The following is a 17,558-nucleotide window of genomic DNA, read 5'->3' on the forward strand; positions in this document are numbered from 1 at the left end:
AAAGCACTAGCTTTTTCAACACATTTTTTGTAGAATAAAATGTGTTGTATGGCCTGGTAGCTCAGTTGGATAGAGCACTGGTTTCCTAAACCAGGTTGTCGCGAGTTCAAATCTCGCCCGGGTCATATCTGCCCCTCACGGAAGTGAGGGGTTTTCTTTTTGCCTTTTGCTACTTTTTTCATACTTTTTTCCGCCTTAGCTTATTGCTCTTTGCTTTTAATTTTGGTAAAAAAAGGCTGGTTTTTAACAAAAATTTAAAGAAAATAAAGTATCCAGAAAAAGAAAGTGGATTTTTGCTCTTCAATAAGAAAATTATTAAAGTGTTGACGAACAGCATTGCAAAGGACGGGAGCTTCCTCTTCTGGGCAACCATGAAGGTTGACAAGCCAGGTGTGCAAGTTGCTATCTTCTTAGGCGCCATCAAGATGATGATGCCAAACTTCCTGAGATACCCAGTGATCGGGATCCCGATCGCTTTAACAGCGGCTATCTCAACTCTCTCCGTGCCAATCCTTGGCATGCAGGGGACCCCGGCTTCCGGTGGTTTCGGCTTGATCGGGGCGGTTTCTCCTTTAGCAGCCTACAATGCCGGCTTCCACAACGTGCTGGTGCTGGTCATCGTCTGGGTAGTCGTGCCATTCGCGGTTGGCTACCTGATGAAGAAGGTCTTCGTTGACTGGACCAAGATCTGCAAGCCGGAATACTTCATCAGTCCGGCCCATTAATTGTCATTAAAATACTCCTTAATCTATTCCAATAAACCATATTTTTCCTCAGATAGTTCAAGTCCGCGGCTGAAGCTTTGTCAGCCGCGGCTTTTTCGTCTTCCTTGACAAAAAATAATATTATTAGTAGGCTAAAGTAGTCAATTGTTAAGGAACCTTTAAATTCAGTCCCGTGAGGCTGACAAGGACATTTCTGTTCCGGGTTCCAGTATTTGGAAAGGAAGATTTCTTTTGAAAGAAGACAAGACATTCCGGAACCCTGAAGCGGTTTTGGACGTCCAGGACAAGCCGAAGTTCGGTCCCTGGCTGCTGCTCTCAATCCAGCACCTCTTCACCATGTTCGGTTCGACCGTCCTGGTTCCGCTTTTAATCGGCTTAAAGCCAAGCATCGCCCTCTTCTGTTCAGGGGTGGGGACCTTGGTCTACATCCTCTGCACCCAGGCGAAGATCCCAGCCTACCTGGGCTCATCTTTTGCCTTTATCGCTACTATGCAGGCCTTGATGAAAAATTACGGCTACCCGGCCGTAGGGCAGGGGGCCATCGCGGCTGGTCTGGTCTACGTCATCGTGGCCCTCTTGATCGCCCGCTTCGGTTCCCGCTGGCTGGACAAGATCCTGCCGCCAATCGTGGTTGGCCCGATCATCATCGTTATCGGCCTGTCACTAGCGACGACCGCGGCTAACGACGCCATGTTCAACGCCAGCGGCAAGTACAGCCTGGCTTACTTCGGGGTAGCGATTTTTACCCTGGTTATTACCATTATCTTCAACATGTTTTTGAAGGGCTTCCCGAGCATGATACCGGTTTTGCTGGGGATCATCTGCGGCTACTTCATGGCCCTCTTCTGCGGGATCGTTGACCTGTCCGGCGTTGAAAGCGCCAAGTGGTTCTCTTTGCCCGCCTTTGATGTTTTAGGCGTCAGTTACAAGTTCAAGTGGTACCCGGCCGCCATCATCACTATGGCGCCAATTGCTTTTGTTACTATGACTGAGCACATGGGCCACATCATGGTCTTAAACAAATTGACCAAGCGGAACTTCTTTGAAGACCCGGGCCTGCACCGGACCCTGCTGGGCGACGGTCTTTCCAGCATCATTGCCGGCTTTTTAGGCGGCCCGCCAACCACCTCCTACGGGGAAAACATCGGCGTTTTGGCCATGACCAAGGTTCACAGCGTCTTCGTCTTGGGCGGGGCAGCCTTTTTCGCCATCGTCTTCTCCTTCGTCGGTAAGGTGTCAGCGGTGATCGAATCCATCCCAACCCCGGTTATCGGGGGGATCTCCTTCCTGCTCTTCGGGATGATCGCGGCCAACGGCCTGCGGATCCTGGTTGACAACAAGGTCGACTTTGAAAAGAAGCGAAACCTGGTCATCGCTTCCGCCATCCTGGTTATCGGGATCGGGGGCACCTACCTCAAGATCGGCTCATTCCAGCTGACCAGCATCGGTTTGGCTACGGTCTTCGGGATTCTCTTGAACCTGATCTTGCCGGAAAAGGCAGCCAGCGAACAATAGAACTTTTGCAAATAGCTTTCCATAATTGCATGGAAGGCTATTTTTTATTTAAAAAGCTGCCTTTTTGGTTTAAGATAGGTAAGTAACAAAGAACAAACAGAGGGATTTTTTGATGAACAATTTACCAGAAGAATTAGCAAAAATTGTTAAGGAAGTCGACGAGCAGATCGCCGGCCGCCTGCATGAAATCGACGAACAGGTTATTTACAACCAGGCCAAGGTCCTGGAAGCCTTCGTGGACAACGCGGTCGCTGAATCTGACTTGAAGGGGACCAACGGCTACGGGGACGACGATGAAGGCCGGGACAAGCTGGAGCGGGTCTACGCCCAGGTCTTCCACACTGAAGACGCCCTGGTGCGGCCGCAATTCGTTTCCGGGACCCACACCCTGGCAACAGCCCTTGACGGCAACCTGGTGCCAGGCGACACTTTGACTTACCTGACGGGGATGCCTTACGACACCCTGCAGCACGCTATCGGCCTTACCCCAGACAAGGCCGGCACCTTGATTGAAAAGGGGGTTAAGTTCTCCTATGTGCCGCTAAAAGAAGACGGCAGCGTCGACTTTGAAGAGGGGGAAAAGATCTTAAAGCGGGACCAGCCGAAGATCGTGGCTATTCAGCGGTCCCGGGGTTACGACACCCGGGAAAGCTTCCCGGTTGCCAAGGTCAAGGAAATGATCGACTTTATCAAGGAAGTCAGTCCCCAGTCCTTGATCTTCGTTGACAACTGCTACGGGGAGTTTTCGGAAAAGCATGAGCCGACTGAATATGGGGCCGACTTCATGGCCGGTTCTTTGATCAAGAATGCCGGGGGCGGGATTGCCCAGACTGGTGGCTACATCGTCGGCAGAAAAGACTTGATCCACCGGGCAGCCAGCCGGCTTTTTGCCCCGGGGATCAGCGACTCAGAAGGGCCAACCTTAAACAGCCTGCATGAGTTCTACGAAGGCTTCTTCCTGGCGCCAAACGTGACCGGGGAAGCCATCAAGGGGATGATCTACTCAGCCGCCTTGATGGAAAAGCTGGGCTTCGACGTGTCTCCTAAGTGGGATGCCCCGCGGACTGACCTGATCGAACTGATCACCTTCAACGACAAGGAAAAGATGATCAAGTTCTGCCAGGAAGTGCAGAAGAACTCACCGGTTGACTCCTTTGTTACCCCAATTCCAAGCCACATGCGGGGCTACGAAGATGAAGTCATTATGGCCGGGGGGACCTTTGTCTCCGGGTCAACGGTTGAATTCTCAGCTGACGGCCCGATCCGTCCGCCCTACGCTGTCTACATGCAGGGCGGTTTGACCTACGCTCATGACAAGATCGCCGTGACCAACGCAGTCAAGTCAGTTCTCTTTGGTGACTAAGGGAAAAAGAAAAAATAAAAAATAGTTCAGAAGATAGAAAAAACGTTGGCACGATTGTGTCAACGTTTTTTGTCAGCTTAAGATTCTTTAAGGACTTCAGCCCAGACTTCGCCGTCCTCTTGGTAGACCCCTTGGATTTCCGGATCAAGTCCCGGGAACTTTCGGGCAGCGCCGATCAAGACTTGGAAGTAGGCAACGTCCAGGTCCTGCCAGCGTTCACCAGGTGCCACGATGAAGACACCAGGCGGGTAAGGGAGGGCGCCTTCCAAGGCCATCCGGCCCTTGGCGTCGGCCAGTTTGACCAGTTCGCTGTTGCCATGGACGAATTCGCGGTCAGCTTCTTTTGGCGTCAGCTCGTAATTTTGGAAACTGTCCTTTAGGAAAAGAGCTTGCTGGAGCTTAAAGATCTCATGCTCTTGGTAGTAGTGGTGGAGCTCCTGGCAGAGCTGGTAGAGGGTATAACCCTCGTAGCGGTCAGGGTACTGGGCTACTAATTCCGGCATGATGGCAGACAGGGGCGCCTTAGTCAAGTAGGCTTCTTCAAAGGCCATTAAGGCCGAGAAAAGGCCGTTCATATCGACTTGCCCCTCGCCTGGCGTGAGCAGGTAGAGGGTGGAGTAGCTGTCGGACTTTTCCGGGATGATGTGCTTTTCATGCAGGTAGAGGGAAACGATGGCGCCAGGGATGCCTTCTTCGGTGAAGGCAGCTTTTGCCAGGTCAATGCCGGGCGTCATCAAGGTGACTTTTACCGGGCTTAGGGCAACTTCACCCGGAGCAAGCAATTTGAAGCCGTGCCAGTCATCATCTGGGGACAGTTTCCAGGCTTCCGGGTCCTGGGCCAAGACATCAGTTGGCAGGTTCTCCCACTTTTGCCCGTGGACAGTTGGGGGAACGAGGGGCTTAAAGAGCTTGCTTTCCTTTAAAAGGCGCTTGCGGAAGTCGATGCCTAATTTAACCGTATCGTTCCACCAGCTGTTAACGGCCGGTGAAGCAGCCATGGCGCTGTTAGCGACAAGAGAAGCGTAGACCGGGTAGGAGTAGCTGGTCGTAACGTACTTCATGTAGGCATGGTTAAAGTGCTTGTGGTCGACGTAGCGCTTTTGTCCCTTGATGTGGCTGTCTTTTTTTAAAATCTGGGAGGCCTGGCCCACGCCGGCTTGCTGCTTGTGGACGGACTGGGTGACCAGGATGCCTGGGTCATCGGGGCCGTAGGTCTGCTGGAAAGGAGAGAAGTCTCTGAGGACGTCGACAAATTGTTCATAGCCGCCCCAGGCGCAGTCAAAGAGGATGTAGTCACAGAGGCGGCCGAGCTTTTTCAAGATAAGCTTGGCGTCATAGAAGATGCCGTCGTAGGTTTCTAGCTGCAGAACCGCCAGGCGGAAAGGTCGGTCAGCCTTGGCGCGTCCAGGGGCGACCTTGGCGATTTCCCGGCGGATCAAGTCTTCATCAAGACTGGCGGCGGTCAAAGGCCCGATCAAGCCGTCAGCGTTCCGGTCAGTTGGCAGGTAGACCGGCTTGGCCCCGGTCATGACCAGGGCGCTGTTGTAGATGGACTTGTGGTTGTTGCGGTCAAAAAGGACCAGGTCGCCTTCATCTAAAAGGGCGGTGGTGCAGATAGTGTTGGCGCTGGTTGTGCCGTTGGTGCAGAAGTAGACCTTGTCGGCGTTGAAGGCTTTAGCTGCTTCTTGCTGGGCTTCTAAGGGCCCGCCAGTGTGGTTCATCATATCGCCGAGTTCTGAGACGCAGTCAGAAGTATCGGCTCTGAAGTAGTTGTCACCGAAGAAGTTGCGCAAGACTGCTGCAGCTGGGTGGCGGTCATAGAAGCGGCCGTTGTGGTGGCCAGGAGTATCGAAGACCAGGTCGTCTTGGTCAGAAAAAGCCGTCAGCTCCCGGATGAAGCGGGGAACGTTGGCTTCTTCGTAGGTCTGGGCCAAGCGGCTGATTTCAGCTGGAGAGGTCTCAGGAGTAAATTCGATCAAGGGCAAGTCCAGACCCAGCTTTTCCTTCATGGTCTGGTAGATGCCCCGGGACCGGCTGTCTTTTTCATCGATGACTACGGCAGCCAGGCTTGCGGGGTTGACCAGCTCGGTCAGTTCAGTTTTGGGCCAGTCGATTGGCAGATAGGGCAGAAGCTCTTTTTTAGCAGCGATTGCTAGATAATGCATTGAAAAATTCCTTTCTGTTTCATGGGTTGATGGAAGTTGCTACTTGTACTTGCGGTCACGTTCATCGCGGAGAAAATGATCAAAGAACCAGTCATATTGAGAGACAAACAAGAGGATACCGGCGATGACCGCGATTTGAAGCCAGCCGGGGATGCCATTACCGCCGGTCAGCTTAAGAAAGGCAACCCGCAAGTAGGAATGGCCAACAAAGAGCCAATACAAAGAGTCGAGAATAGCTGCAGCGGACAAAAGTGTCGCGGTTACTCGCAAAAACTTTTTCATATCTGTTCCTTGCTGTTACTTGGCATTTTTCATAAAAGCGCGTACCGCTCAATTCAGCATCTTTATAAAAAATTGTAGTATGCATAGGTAGATTATACACTTTCAAGCTCTTTTTGCCAAAAAGCATTCTTAATTGACGCATTGAGTGATGTTTACTTTTTGCGCATTTACTTGCATGAAAAAGGCCTGCTGTTCTTGCCAAGAGCAAATTAACCAAATATTTTTTACTAAAAGCTGGCTAATGACCGGTATGTGGATAACTTTCACTTAACGCTTGAAAGAATTTTTATCAAATTGAAAAAGCTATAGAATTTTCAAAACAATTGGAATAAAATGAAAACGACACTTTTTTGATTGGAGACGGTGCAGTGATCAGCTTTTTAAAGCGCCAAAATAAGCCCCCGTCCAGGCAAATTGCCGCTTAAGACAATTTGACCAATAAGGAGCTTGACTTACAGAATGATTGAAGAAACCCCAAAAAAGCACTACATGGCCTGGATGACCTTGGCGATGCTCGACTTCGTCACCATCATCCGCTTTGAAGATGTTTTCTACCCATACCAAAACCAAGGTCTGTCCGTAATCTTTTCATGGATTTTCCTTTTGATTTGCTACCAATTGCCATATACTTTGATCGCCACCCAATTGGGCCTGGCCTACAAGGATACTGAAGAAGGGGGCCTGGCCTCCTGGATCCGGCGGGGGACGGGCAGCGACGTATTAGGCTACGCTACCAGCTGGATGTACTGGGCTCAAACCGTGCCCTACCTGGTGGACGTGTCCAACTCCATCATCGTTTCCATTTCCTGGATGATCCTGGGCAACAACACTTTAGGCAAGCACATGTCACCTTTCATGTTCGGCCTTTTGACCTTTGTCATCATCTTGATCTTTATCTTGTGCGAAAGTGCATATAAAAACTCCCTGGACCTTCTGTCCTTGATCGGGGGGATTGCCATGTTCGCCATGTCCGTGATCTTCGTGATCCTGATCATCTGGGCTCTCATGCACGGCGGCCACATCGCCACCAAGATGGAATGGTCCAGCTTTAAGCCGAACTTCAGCGTCCACTATTTCTCCACGACTGGCCTTTTGATCTTTGCCATGTCCGGGGCGGAACTGGCCGCGCCTTACGTTACCCGGCTGAAGAACCCCCGCAAAGAATTCCCGAAGTCAATGTGGATGCTTTTTGCCATGACGGTCTTCATGACCTTGACCGAAACTCTTGGTCTGGCCGTCCTCTTTGACGCTAAACACATCCCGCACGACTTTAAGATGAACGGGGCCTTCTATGCCTTCCAGCTTCTGGGTGAAGAAGCCGGCATGGGCAAGAGCCTCATGTATATGTACGCCATCGTCTGCCTCTTGAACTTCATGGCCGACCTGGCCGCCTTAATCGACGCCGCCAGCCGGGTCTTTGCCTCTGATACTTCTGAAAAGTACATGCCAAGCTGGCTCAGAAAGAAGAACAAGGATGGGCTGCCCGTTAACAGTTACGTGCTGACTTGCAGCATCACTCTCTTCCTTTTGCTTTTGTCAGGGACCTTGCCGGAAATCAACGATATCTTTAACTGGCTCTTGAACTTGAACGGGATCGTATCCCCGTACAAGACTTCCGTAGTCTTCCTGGCCTTCTTAGCCTTCCGCTACCGGCACAAGACTTTTGCCAAGGACGACTTCGTCTTCATCAGAAACAACAAGGGGGCCCTGGCGGTCGGCTGGTGGTGCTTCATCTTCACCTTCATCTGCGCGACGATGGGCTTCCTGCCGCAAGACGTTACTTTTGAAAGTCCGCAATGGACCAAGCAGCTCTGGATGAACATCATCACCGTTATCGTCCTCTTCGGGACTGGCTTCCTCTTGCCATGGCTCAGAAAGCTGGAATTAAAGCACCAAGCCAAGGTGAACAGCTAATAATGCAGTAAAAAGAGTAAAGAAATAAGGAATCAGCTGGACTGATCCCTTATTTTTTGTGCTATTCAGTTTTTTCCCGCCTCATCAATTGATAAGCAGGGGATGCTGCAGGGTCCAAATGCTCAAGAGGATGATGGCTAGGAGCAAAAGGAGGCTGGTAATTCTTAAAATCTGCCGCGTCTTTTGCCCCAAGGACCCGTCAAAGGAGTAGACCAGGCTGAAGCCGGCCAGGATTATCAAGAGGCTGTCACCCAGGAGGGAAAAAATATTGACTGTCATAGTTCACCTCAAAAATGATTTATCGATTATTTTATGAAAAATGCGCCGCTTTCGCGCCTTTTTGCTATGATTAAGTTAGCAATTTACTAAGGAGATTAAGTATGCAGAAAATTAAAGTAATGACCGTTTTCGGTACCAGGCCAGAAGCCATCAAGATGGCCCCCCTGGTGCTCAAGCTGATCAGTGACGACCGCTTCCAGGCAGTTACGGTAGTCACGGCCCAGCACCGGGAAATGCTGGACCAGGTTCTGGAGATTTTTAAAATCCAGCCGGACTACGACTTAAACATCATGCAGCCCCAGCAGACCCTGGCTGACATCACCACCCGGGTTTTGACTGCTTTAAGCCAGATCATCCAGGAAGAAAAGCCGGACATCGTCCTGGTCCACGGGGACACAACGACTTCCTTTGCCGCCAGCCTGGCTGCCTTTTACCAGCGGACTCCCCTGGGCCACGTTGAAGCGGGCCTCAGAACCTGGAATAAGTATTCTCCTTTCCCGGAAGAGATGAACCGGCAACTGACCGATGTCTTGTCCGACCTCTACTTTGCCCCGACCTCTGTCAGCCGGGCCAACCTTTTAAAAGAAGGGCACCCGGAAGAAAATATTTTTGTCACGGGCAACACGGCCATCGATGCCCTGGCCCAAACCGTCCAGGCCGACTACCAGCATGAAGTCTTAGACAAGATTGGCCAGGGCAAGCGGATCATCCTGGTCACCATGCACCGGCGGGAAAACCAGGGCGAGCCAATGCGGCGGGTCTTTAAGGTGATGAAGGACGTGGTCGACCAAACTGACGACGTTGAAATTGTCTACCCGGTTCACCTCTCGCCAAGAGTCCAAGAAGCAGCCAAGGAAGTTTTAGGCGGCGACCCCCGGATTCACTTGATCAAGCCTTTAGACGTGGTCGATTTCCACAACCTGGCCAAGCGCAGCTACTTTATCATGACCGACTCTGGCGGCGTCCAGGAAGAAGCCCCGTCTTTGGGCAAGCCGGTTTTGGTCTTGCGGGACACGACCGAACGGCCGGAAGGGGTGAAGGCCGGAACCTTGAAACTGGTTGGAACTGAAGAAGACGCGGTTAAGGCAGCCATGCTGGAGCTGCTGACTGACCCAGCTGCCTACCAGCAGATGGCTGAAGCTAAGAACCCATACGGGGACGGGCAGGCCAGCGACCGGATTTTAGATGATATTGCCTGGTATTTTGCCGGCAAAAAAGGCTCCAAGCCAGTAGACTTTTCTTGATTGGCCAACTTGCACGAATAAAAAAGCAGTGAAGCTCAGCTTCACTGCTTTTTTATTTTCTTCTCCAGCCGCTTCTTCAGGCTCTTTTCCTGCTTCTCGAAGACTGATTTGGTGGTCAGGTAGTTGAAGATGCCGACCAGGATCTGGTCGATGACCTTGACGATCAAGGCTGGCCAGCCCAGGACAGTCATCCCCAGCCACATGATCAAGGTGTCCGGCAGCAGGCTGATGATCCGGTAGGCAAAAAAGGACAGCAGCTTCTGCCACAATTTGTGTTCATGGTCCACGTTCTTGGTGAAGACCGCCTTGTGGTTGAACCAAAAGGAGGCCAGGTTGGACACGATAAAGGCAATCGTGTTGTCGATGACCAAGACGGTGTGCAAAAAGTCATGCATGAACATGAAGACAACCGTGTTGATCAAGGCCGCTATAAAGCCAAAGAACATGTAGACCCATAAATTGCGGTGGCGCTTGAAGATCCGCTCGCCTAAAGTCCGCCGCCGGTTAAAATCTTTATCCATTTAATTTATCCGCCAACTCCTCAGCAGCTTGATCGATGCGCGCGATATCGTCATCGTCAGGGGCGTTTTCAACCGTGAGCGGGGGAATCAGTTCCTTGGCCCCGCAGGCCAGGAAGGCCTTCTCAAAGTCAAAAACGTTCTCGCAGTAGTGTTCCTTGTAGGTCTTGTCGCCAGAACCCATGACGGCAAAAGACTTGCCGGTCAAGTCCAGCTCCTTGAGCTGGTCGTAAAAGTCGGCAATTTCGTCAGTCATGGCGCCTTCCCCGTAAGTGTAGGTGATAAAGACGCACAGGTCGCTGTCTAAATAATCGCTGGCGTCAGTGAAGCTGACGTCAGAAGAATCTACTTCCAGGCCTCGGTCCAGCAGGCCTTCCTCCAGGATTTCGGCCATGTCCTCGTCGTTGCCGGTCATGCTGGCAAAAACAATCTTTGCTTTCATAAGTTAAGCTCCCAAAAAACAATTTCTAGAGTATTATACACGATTTGCCCCGGCTTGGCGAATCGGGCGCATTGCTACTTTAGCAAACTTTTAAAAAAGGTTATAATAGTGAAGACAAACTACTTCATTATGAAAGGAAAAACAAATTGATTACTATTAAATCTGTTCGTGAATTGAAGGGCATGCAGGCTTCCGGCCACTTGCTGGCGACAATGTTTGAGGCCCTGCGTGACGTGATCAAGCCAGGCATCTCCACCTGGGACATTGAAGAATTCTGCCAGGAATTCGTTTCCAGCCGGGGCGGCCGCTTGTCAGAACAAGGTTTTGAAGGCTATAAGTACGGCACCTGCATCTCTGTTAACGATGAAATTGCCCACAACATTCCCCGTAAAAATGTCTTTTTAAAGGAAGGCGACTTGGTCAAGGTTGACGCAACCTGCAACTTGAACGGCTATGAATCCGACTCTTGCACCACTTACGGGGTCGGCCAAATCTCAGAAGAAGACCAGCACTTGATGGACGTGACCAAGAAGGCCATGTACATGGGGATCGACCAAGCCGTAGTTGGCAACCGGATCGGGGACATCGGGGCTGTCATCCAGCACTATGTGGAGGATGAAGAAGGCTACGGCGACGTCCGGGAATTGATCGGCCACGGCATCCAGCCATCCATCCACGAAGACCCGGAAGTTCCTCACTGGGGCAAGGCCGGCCACGGCCTGCGCCTGCGGGAAGGGATGACCATCACCGTTGAACCAATGGTGGAAGCCGGCGGGGACTGGAGGATTTTGCAAAAGACGGTTGACGACCCGAATGACGACTGGGTCTTCTACGCAACCCCGGACGGGTCCAAGTCAGCCCAGTTCGAGCATACTTTTGCCATCACCAAGGACGGCCCGAAGATCTTGACTTTGCAAAAGCCATACGACGGCCTGGAAAAGTACATTCCGCACTTTGACGAAATGGAAGACTAGGCATGGCGGAAAAAGTTGAGCCAGGACAAAAGGGGGTCCGGCGCTTTCTTACAACTCTTTCCTCGGTCGTTTCCCAGGGGGAGATTTTTCAAAGTTCCATCGTGATTGCCTACTACATCCTGTTTTCAATTTTTCCCATCGTCATCATTGTCGGTAACGCCCTGCCCTGGTTTCACCTGGCCACGGGACCGATTGCTGATTATTTGGAAATGATCTTTCCAAGTGACGTGGCCCGCTATATCATCCCGATCGTCGATACCCTGCTCAAGTCGAATTCGACCAGCTACATTTCCTTCGGTGCGATCATGGCCCTGTGGTCCATGTCCTGTATGGTGAACGCGGTCAGAATCGGGATGAACCGCCTCTATGGCGTCCACAATAAGGAACTGAAGCTGGGCTTCTGGCACTTTATCTGGAACCGGACCTTGACCGTGATCTTCAGTGCCTTGATGGTCACTATGTTCATTATTTTAGCCCTGGTCGTGGTCTTTGGCCAGGAGGTCCTGCATTTCCTGGCTCCTTACTTTAACCTGCCCCTGGCCTGGATTGACAAGCTCTCCAGCTACCGCTGGCTGGTTTTGCTAGTCTTGATGTTGATCGGGGTCTACTATTTAAACGCTGTAGCGCCCAATGTCCACTTCAAGAAGGCTCTTTTGCCCGGGACCATCGTGACGGTGGCCGGCTGGGAAGCCCTGTCTTATCTCTTTTCCTTCTACTTGAAAAATTTTCCGGTTAAGTGGGAAAATTATGGTATAGTTGGAACTTTTATCATTTTTATGCTCTGGCTCAATCTCCTGGCCATCCTGTTACTTTTTGGCACGGCGGTCAATGTCAGTTTGGACCAGCTGCGCTATGGGCCAGCGACCTATTCTAACGGCCCTTTGGCTGAGTTTATCGCCAAGCGGCGGAAAAAATAATTTTCCTTTTTCAAGAAGATTGGTCTAGGTTTACTAGATTCTTTTCTAGAAATATGTTATTATACGCTTGCATTTAAAATGCTTTCATTAATGTGTGAAGTTAAGAAAAGAGGATGTAAATACATGAAAGTCAGAAAAGCGATCATCCCAGCTGCCGGTTTGGGAACCAGATTTTTGCCAGCAACCAAGGCCATGCCTAAGGAAATGCTGCCAATCGTTGACAAGCCAACTATTCAATTTATCGTTGAAGAAGCCATGGCTTCAGGGATTGAAGACATTCTGATCGTTACTGGCAAAAGCAAGCGGGCAATCGAAGACCACTTCGACTCAAACCCGGAACTGGAAGACAACCTGACTGAAAAGCACAAGGACGCGCTTTTGAAGCTGGTCCGGGAAACCACCATGTCTAACACGAAGGTTAACCTTTACTTTACCCGGCAGCCGCATCCAAATGGTTTGGGGGATGCCGTCAACCGGGCTCGCAGCTTCATCGCCGGTGAACCTTTCGTGGTTATGCTAGGCGACGACTTGATGAGAGACAAGACGCCATTGACCAAGCAATTGATCGACTGCTACGATGAAACTCACGCTTCAACCATCGCGGTTATGAAGGTGCCGCATGAAGAAGTTAACAAGTACGGTGTCATCGACCCAATCGGCGAAACTGCTCCGGACCTGTACAACGTTAAGGCTTTTGTGGAAAAGCCAGACATTGACAAGGCCCCAAGTGACCTGGCTATCATCGGCCGCTACCTGCTGACTCCGGAAATTTTTGACATGCTGGACAAGCAAAAGGCCGGTGCCGGCGGCGAAATCCAATTGACTGACGCCATCGACGCCCTGAACAAGACCCAACGGGTCTTCGCCCATGAATTCAAGGGCCAGCGTTTTGACGTCGGCAACAAGGAAGGCTACGTGGAAACTTCCATCCAATACGGTCTTCGTCACCCGGAAACCAAGGATGCTTTGCGCAAGTACATCATTGACTTGGGCAAGCGGCTGGAAAGCGAAGGCAAGAAGAAGCCAGCCGGCAAGTAAAATACGCAAAGAAAGAAGCTGTCTGAAGACCAGACAGCTTCTTTTTTCTACGCTTTTTTGTTACTTGCAGATGATCTTGCCCTCAGCTGGCAGGATCTGGACCCCGTAGACGGGAATTTCTTTTTCCTGCCAGCAGAAGCTGAGGGGGATGGACTTGCTCCCCTTGCCGGTCAGCTGGCGGAATTTAGCTAGGGTCATTGCCTGCCCGCCGCACAATAGCTGGCAGTCTTCCCGAGCCAAGACAAACTTACTGAGGGGGAGGGTCTGGTCTTGTATCTGCAGGTAGAGGACATTTTGCCCGCCCAGGCCAGCCAGGAGCTGTAAAAAATCTTCAAGCAGCATGGATAAACCTTTCTTTTTTTATTGTGGTATACTGTTCATATTGCTTAAAATAAAGGAACAAAGCGATAAAAAATGCAGAAACTATAGATAAAGAGGGAAAGAGGAGAGGAAACTGGTGAAAAAGAAGAATAAAAAGAGAAGCAATTACCGCCTGGTCAAAATTTTAGGGGGCCTCTTAGCCGTCTTAGCCCTGGCCTTGGTCGGGGCCGGCTACTACTTTTTCAACATGGCCGTGGTGCCGGGCAAGAAAAGCTTCGTGACCAACGGGACGGTGCAGTTGACCAAGTCCACCCCCCAGTACAAGCAGAAGCTCTGGTACAAGCAGGTGAAAAAGCAGCACTGGCAGCTGCGGTCGGCTAAGAACAATTATCTCCTGCGGGCCAATTATATTCCAGCTAAAAACTCGGCTAAAACCGTGATTATCCTGCACGGCTACATGTCCAACAAGGAAAATATGGGGGCCTATGCCCAGCTTTTCCACTCCCTGGGCTACAACACCCTTTTGCCAGACGCGGAAGCTCATGGGCAAAGCCAGGGCAAGTATGTCGGTTACGGCTGGCTGGAGAAAAATGATGTCAAGAAGTGGGCCGAGCAGGTTATCAAGAAAAATGGCCAAAAGAGCAAGATCGTGATTTTCGGGGTCTCCATGGGCGGGGCCACGACCATGATGACCTCCGGCTTAAACTTGCCTAAGCAGGTCAAATGCTTTATCGAAGACTGCGGCTACACCAGTGCTAAAAATGAAATCGAGCACGAAGCCCAAGCGCTTTACAATATGCCGGCCTTTCCCCGTTTTCCCCTGGTGGAAATCTTGAGCGGGATTACCAAGTTAAAAGCCGGCTACTTTTTGGCCCAGGCCTCAAGCCTTGCCCAGCTGAAGAAGAATACCCGGCCCATGCTCTTTATCCATGGCAGCAAGGATACCTTTGTCCCAACTAAGATGGTTTATAAAAATTACCGGGCCAGCCGGGGGCCAAAGCAGCTCTTGATCGTCAAAGGGGCCCAGCATGCCAAGTCCTATGAGCACAATCCGGCTTTATATGCACGCGCGGTCAAGCAATTTTTAGCAAAATACGCAAAATAATCCCTTGCAAGCGTTTGCACATCATGCTATACTGAAGGCGTGGAAGAGGTAGAAAACAACTGAACAGAAGTTTTTATCTCCAGATTGTAATTATTATTCGTTGTCTCTCTTATTGAGACCATAATAAAGGCTTGAAGCTTTTAACCAAGTGGCTATACACAATGGTCTAATTCATTTCATACGCTAGCACGTAAAACTCGAACAAGTGACTGTTTTATCTTAGCCGATATTAGCCATTGGTGAATTCTTAAAATTGAATATCGTGACTATTAATTTGATGAGCTACCTCATCCACTTGGAAAGACTGCCGAGGGCAGTTTAAAGGCGAGAAGATTTGATCTTCTCGCCTTTTCTAATGCTTATTTTCTTTTTGTGCTTCCTACTTGCGCAGGGTCAGCTTGGCGATGCACTCGCAGCGCGGGGTCTGCGGCAGCATGTCGACGTTTTCGATGACCCGGACATCGTAAGCCTCGCCCAAAAGGACCAGGTCCTGGGCCAGGGTGGACGGGTTACAGGAAATGTAGACGAAGCTGGCCGGCTTGACTCTGAGCAGGGTCTTGATCAAGGACTTGGCCAGGCCGGTCCGCGGCGGGTCGACGATCAAGGCATCGATTGGCAGACCGTCTTCCTTCAAGCGGGGAAGGAGCTTTTCCACGCTGCCCTGCAGGTATTCTGCGTTTCTGACATGGTTGAGCTCAACATTGTGCTGGGCGTCCAAAACAGCTTCAGGGATGCTTTCGATCCCGACCACCTGCTTGACCTGGTCAGCCGCCAGGATCCCCAGGGTGCCGACTCCGGAGTAAGCATCGATCAAGGTCATGTCCGGCGTTAAGCTGAGCAGCTTCAAGGCTTCAGAATACAGGGTAGCCGTCTGGACCGGGTTCAGCTGGAAGAAGGACCGGGGACTCAAGTCAAACTTCTTGCCCATGATCTCTTCTGTTATCTGGTTCTTGCCCCGGAGCTTGCTGGTCTTGTTCCCCCAGACTTGCGGGTTCTGCCAGTCGGTTTCGTTTTGGTAGACGGAAACGACCTTTGGCAGGCGCATGATCTCGTCAGCCAGCTGCAGCAGATTGTCCAACTTGTGGCCAACAGTGATCAAGGTAACCTGCATCTCCTGGCTGGCTTCCGCCTGCCGGACCACAATAGTCTTAACGCCTGGCAAGTTCCGCCGGCGGTTGGCGATCGGGACGCGGAGCTTGATAATCAGATCCCGGATGGCCCGTTCAGTTGCCTGGGTGTCCTCGCTTTGGGTCGGCATTTCCGGCAGGTCGATCAATTGGTGGGAGTTAGGCGCGTACAGACCCAGGGAAACATGGTGGTTTTCCCGTTCGATCTGGTACTGGGCCTTGGCCCGGTAGTGCCACTGGTCTGGGGCCGGGATGGTGTTCTTGATCTTGTAGTTCTTGTAGCCGCGCGGGTGGTACTTTTCAAGGGCAGAGACCAGATTGTCCTTCTTGAACTTGAGCTGACCCGCGTAAGACAGTTGGGCCAGTTCCAGGCCCCCGATTCTCGGGTCAACGCCGGATGGGAAGGGAACCCGGTCCGAGCTGGCTTCCTTGATCCGGACTAATTCACCTTCCAGGTATTGGGGGTGGTCCTTGACGATCTTGGCCACCACGACTTCGTCTGGCAGGGCGCCGGGGATGAAGATGATCTTGCGCTTGTAGTAGCCGATCCCTTCACCGTTGATCCCCAGCCGCTTGATGGTGATGATGACGTGCCGCTCTTTAGAAGCGTTTTTTGAAAAATGTTTTTTCTGCATGTGAGCCTTCTTCTTTGTCTATTCTTTCTACAATAAAAATAACTGGAAACTTCGTAACATACTATTATACAGGGCTTTTTAAAAGGGGCGCAAGTTTTTCGCAGCTTTTGCGGCAATTTGCTAAGATAGAGTTGCCAGATTTGCCAAAAAAGGAGGAAAAAATGGCCATTATCACGAAAGTTAGTGCACAAAAGCGGCAGGGGCGCTACAATATTTTTTTGGACCAGGAATACGCCTTTTCCGTCAGCGAGAAGACCCTGGCGGAATTTGTCCTGCTCAAGGGCCAGGAGCTTAGCCCCCAGAAGATCAATGAAATCCTGGACTATGAAGCCAGCGCCAAGGCCAGCGACCTGGCAGCCAGATACCTGTCCTACCAGCCCCGGACGGTCAAGGAAGTGACTGACTACCTCAGCCAGCATGAAATTTCTCGGTCAGCGGCCAAGCGGGCCGTTAACGAGCTGACCCAGCTGGGCTACCTGGAAGACGCGGCTTATGCCCGCCTTTTTGTCAAAAATAACCTCCAGGTCGGCAAGAATGGACCAGGGGCTGTCCGCCGGGACTTAAAGAAAAAGGGCGTTGACGATGACTTAATCGAAGCTGCCCTGGCAGACGTGACTGATGAGGAATGGGCCGGGGTTGGCAAGCGCCTGGTCAAGTCACTTTTGGGCCAGCAGGGGAAGATTGCCAAGCGGGAAGTCGACCGCAAGATGCAGACTAAACTGCTCAGCCACGGCTTCTCCGGCTCCCTGGCCCAGGCCGTGACCCAGGATTTAGTCCCGGAAGCAGATGAGGACCAGGAAAGAGCGGCTCTGGCCAAGCAGGGCCTTAAGGCCTACAAGCGCTTCAAGCGCTATGAGCCAGGCGTAAGGGAGCAGAAGATGCGGCAGTATCTGTACAGCCACGGCTTTTCCGGGGATGAAATCAGCGCCTTTTTGGCCGGGGAAATCATTCCTTTAGAAGAACTGGAAGAATACTAGAAAATAGAAAGAAGTAA

The 17,558-nt window shown here is 51.3% G+C and carries 17 protein-coding genes and 1 tRNA gene; 11 read left to right on the top strand and 7 right to left on the bottom strand.

Annotated features, from left to right (window positions below; genetic code table 11):
- Positions 1 to 50: 50 nt before the first annotated feature.
- From DS743_RS06160 to DS743_RS06175, 4 genes are all read left to right on the top strand, one after another.
- Positions 51 to 125, top strand: a tRNA-Arg gene (locus DS743_RS06160).
- Positions 126 to 320: 195 nt separating this feature from the next.
- Positions 321 to 725 (top strand): PTS sugar transporter subunit IIC, encoded by a 405-nt coding sequence (locus DS743_RS06165; RefSeq protein WP_072544318.1) that lies wholly within the window; start codon positions 321 to 323, stop codon positions 723 to 725.
- A 231-nt stretch (positions 726 to 956) separates the two neighbouring features.
- Positions 957 to 2,240 carry a uracil-xanthine permease family protein gene (locus DS743_RS06170; protein ID WP_035183704.1) on the top strand — a complete coding sequence of 428 codons (1,284 nt, stop codon included), beginning with the start codon at positions 957 to 959 and terminating at the stop codon, positions 2,238 to 2,240.
- 112 nt (positions 2,241 to 2,352) lie between these two features.
- Entirely contained in the window at positions 2,353 to 3,603 is a 1,251-nt protein-coding gene (locus tag DS743_RS06175) for a methionine gamma-lyase family protein (protein WP_003611533.1), read from the top strand.
- 77 nt (positions 3,604 to 3,680) lie between these two features.
- Here DS743_RS06175 and DS743_RS06180 read toward each other — a convergent pair whose 3' ends face one another.
- Entirely contained in the window at positions 3,681 to 5,768 is a 2,088-nt protein-coding gene (locus DS743_RS06180; protein WP_258945820.1) for a putative ornithine decarboxylase, read from the bottom strand.
- A 39-nt stretch (positions 5,769 to 5,807) separates the two neighbouring features.
- Positions 5,808 to 6,050, bottom strand: a complete 243-nt coding sequence (locus DS743_RS06185) for a hypothetical protein (protein ID WP_013439208.1) — start codon at positions 6,048 to 6,050, stop codon at positions 5,808 to 5,810.
- A 459-nt stretch (positions 6,051 to 6,509) separates the two neighbouring features.
- On the opposite strand from DS743_RS06185, the gene DS743_RS06190 reads away from it, so the two are divergent.
- Positions 6,510 to 7,964: an APC family permease gene (locus DS743_RS06190; RefSeq protein WP_013439209.1), complete on the top strand. Its 1,455-nt coding sequence runs from the start codon at positions 6,510 to 6,512 to the stop codon at positions 7,962 to 7,964.
- 84 nt (positions 7,965 to 8,048) lie between these two features.
- On the opposite strand, the gene DS743_RS06195 is transcribed toward DS743_RS06190, so the two are convergent.
- The gene (locus DS743_RS06195; protein ID WP_035183699.1) at positions 8,049 to 8,243 is read right to left on the bottom strand and encodes a hypothetical protein; all 195 of its coding nucleotides are present in this window, start codon (positions 8,241 to 8,243) and stop codon (positions 8,049 to 8,051) included.
- 101 nt (positions 8,244 to 8,344) lie between these two features.
- On the opposite strand from DS743_RS06195, the gene wecB reads away from it, so the two are divergent.
- The gene (gene wecB / locus DS743_RS06200) at positions 8,345 to 9,487 is read left to right on the top strand and encodes a non-hydrolyzing UDP-N-acetylglucosamine 2-epimerase (protein ID WP_035183698.1); all 1,143 of its coding nucleotides are present in this window, start codon (positions 8,345 to 8,347) and stop codon (positions 9,485 to 9,487) included.
- A gap of 41 nt (positions 9,488 to 9,528) precedes the next feature.
- On the opposite strand, the gene DS743_RS06205 is transcribed toward wecB, so the two are convergent.
- Both DS743_RS06205 and DS743_RS06210 read right to left on the bottom strand, forming a co-directional pair.
- On the bottom strand, positions 9,529 to 10,008 hold the full coding sequence (locus DS743_RS06205) for a GtrA family protein (RefSeq protein WP_002877969.1): 480 nt from the start codon (positions 10,006 to 10,008) through the stop codon (positions 9,529 to 9,531).
- Complete coding sequence (locus DS743_RS06210; RefSeq protein WP_013439213.1) at positions 10,001 to 10,447, bottom strand: flavodoxin; 447 nt, start codon at positions 10,445 to 10,447, stop codon at positions 10,001 to 10,003. The genes DS743_RS06205 and DS743_RS06210 overlap by 8 nt, the downstream gene beginning before the upstream one ends.
- 146 nt (positions 10,448 to 10,593) lie before the next feature.
- Here DS743_RS06210 and map point away from each other — a divergent pair, with 146 nt between their 5' ends.
- The 3 genes from map (at position 10,594) to galU (ending at position 13,376) form a co-directional block, all read left to right on the top strand.
- The gene (gene map, locus DS743_RS06215; RefSeq protein ID WP_003617182.1) at positions 10,594 to 11,421 is read left to right on the top strand and encodes a type I methionyl aminopeptidase; all 828 of its coding nucleotides are present in this window, start codon (positions 10,594 to 10,596) and stop codon (positions 11,419 to 11,421) included.
- Between the two features lie 2 nt (positions 11,422 to 11,423).
- The gene (locus DS743_RS06220; RefSeq protein WP_013439215.1) at positions 11,424 to 12,338 is read left to right on the top strand and encodes a YihY/virulence factor BrkB family protein; all 915 of its coding nucleotides are present in this window, start codon (positions 11,424 to 11,426) and stop codon (positions 12,336 to 12,338) included.
- Positions 12,339 to 12,461: 123 nt separating this feature from the next.
- Positions 12,462 to 13,376 (top strand): UTP--glucose-1-phosphate uridylyltransferase GalU, encoded by a 915-nt coding sequence (gene galU / locus DS743_RS06225; protein ID WP_013439216.1) that lies wholly within the window; start codon positions 12,462 to 12,464, stop codon positions 13,374 to 13,376.
- Positions 13,377 to 13,436: 60 nt separating this feature from the next.
- On the opposite strand, the gene DS743_RS06230 is transcribed toward galU, so the two are convergent.
- Positions 13,437 to 13,718: a hypothetical protein gene (locus DS743_RS06230; RefSeq protein WP_035183695.1), complete on the bottom strand. Its 282-nt coding sequence runs from the start codon at positions 13,716 to 13,718 to the stop codon at positions 13,437 to 13,439.
- A gap of 115 nt (positions 13,719 to 13,833) precedes the next feature.
- On the opposite strand from DS743_RS06230, the gene DS743_RS06235 reads away from it, so the two are divergent.
- The gene (locus tag DS743_RS06235; RefSeq protein WP_035183692.1) at positions 13,834 to 14,802 is read left to right on the top strand and encodes an alpha/beta hydrolase; all 969 of its coding nucleotides are present in this window, start codon (positions 13,834 to 13,836) and stop codon (positions 14,800 to 14,802) included.
- Between the two features lie 379 nt (positions 14,803 to 15,181).
- Here the strand turns inward: DS743_RS06235 and rlmD are convergent, their stop codons facing one another.
- Positions 15,182 to 16,564, bottom strand: coding sequence for a 23S rRNA (uracil(1939)-C(5))-methyltransferase RlmD (rlmD, locus tag DS743_RS06240; protein ID WP_035183687.1), 1,383 nt, complete (start codon positions 16,562 to 16,564; stop codon positions 15,182 to 15,184).
- Positions 16,565 to 16,725: 161 nt separating this feature from the next.
- Between rlmD and recX the strand changes: the two genes are divergently transcribed.
- Positions 16,726 to 17,541, top strand: a complete 816-nt coding sequence (gene recX, locus DS743_RS06245) for a recombination regulator RecX (RefSeq protein ID WP_002877951.1) — start codon at positions 16,726 to 16,728, stop codon at positions 17,539 to 17,541.
- Positions 17,542 to 17,558 lie beyond the last annotated feature (17 nt).

Origin of the sequence: Lactobacillus leichmannii (genome assembly GCF_024701915.1) — a bacterium.
GTDB lineage: Bacteria > Bacillota > Bacilli > Lactobacillales > Lactobacillaceae > Lactobacillus > Lactobacillus delbrueckii.

What these genes read in the sequence shown, in the direction of transcription:
- DS743_RS06205 (WP_002877969.1), bottom strand. Translation starts at nt 10,008, where the DNA reads ATGGATAAAGATTTTAACCGGCGGCGGACTTTAGGCGAGCGGATCTTC.
- DS743_RS06180 (WP_258945820.1), bottom strand. Translation starts at nt 5,768, where the DNA reads ATGCATTATCTAGCAATCGCTGCTAAAAAAGAGCTTCTGCCCTATCTG.
- galU (WP_013439216.1), top strand. Translation starts at nt 12,462, where the DNA reads ATGAAAGTCAGAAAAGCGATCATCCCAGCTGCCGGTTTGGGAACCAGA.
- DS743_RS06195 (WP_035183699.1), bottom strand. Translation starts at nt 8,243, where the DNA reads ATGACAGTCAATATTTTTTCCCTCCTGGGTGACAGCCTCTTGATAATC.
- DS743_RS06220 (WP_013439215.1), top strand. Translation starts at nt 11,424, where the DNA reads ATGGCGGAAAAAGTTGAGCCAGGACAAAAGGGGGTCCGGCGCTTTCTT.
- wecB (WP_035183698.1), top strand. Translation starts at nt 8,345, where the DNA reads ATGCAGAAAATTAAAGTAATGACCGTTTTCGGTACCAGGCCAGAAGCC.
- DS743_RS06210 (WP_013439213.1), bottom strand. Translation starts at nt 10,447, where the DNA reads ATGAAAGCAAAGATTGTTTTTGCCAGCATGACCGGCAACGACGAGGAC.
- rlmD (WP_035183687.1), bottom strand. Translation starts at nt 16,564, where the DNA reads ATGCAGAAAAAACATTTTTCAAAAAACGCTTCTAAAGAGCGGCACGTC.
- DS743_RS06230 (WP_035183695.1), bottom strand. Translation starts at nt 13,718, where the DNA reads ATGCTGCTTGAAGATTTTTTACAGCTCCTGGCTGGCCTGGGCGGGCAA.
- recX (WP_002877951.1), top strand. Translation starts at nt 16,726, where the DNA reads ATGGCCATTATCACGAAAGTTAGTGCACAAAAGCGGCAGGGGCGCTAC.
- DS743_RS06185 (WP_013439208.1), bottom strand. Translation starts at nt 6,050, where the DNA reads ATGAAAAAGTTTTTGCGAGTAACCGCGACACTTTTGTCCGCTGCAGCT.
- DS743_RS06175 (WP_003611533.1), top strand. Translation starts at nt 2,353, where the DNA reads ATGAACAATTTACCAGAAGAATTAGCAAAAATTGTTAAGGAAGTCGAC.
- DS743_RS06190 (WP_013439209.1), top strand. Translation starts at nt 6,510, where the DNA reads ATGATTGAAGAAACCCCAAAAAAGCACTACATGGCCTGGATGACCTTG.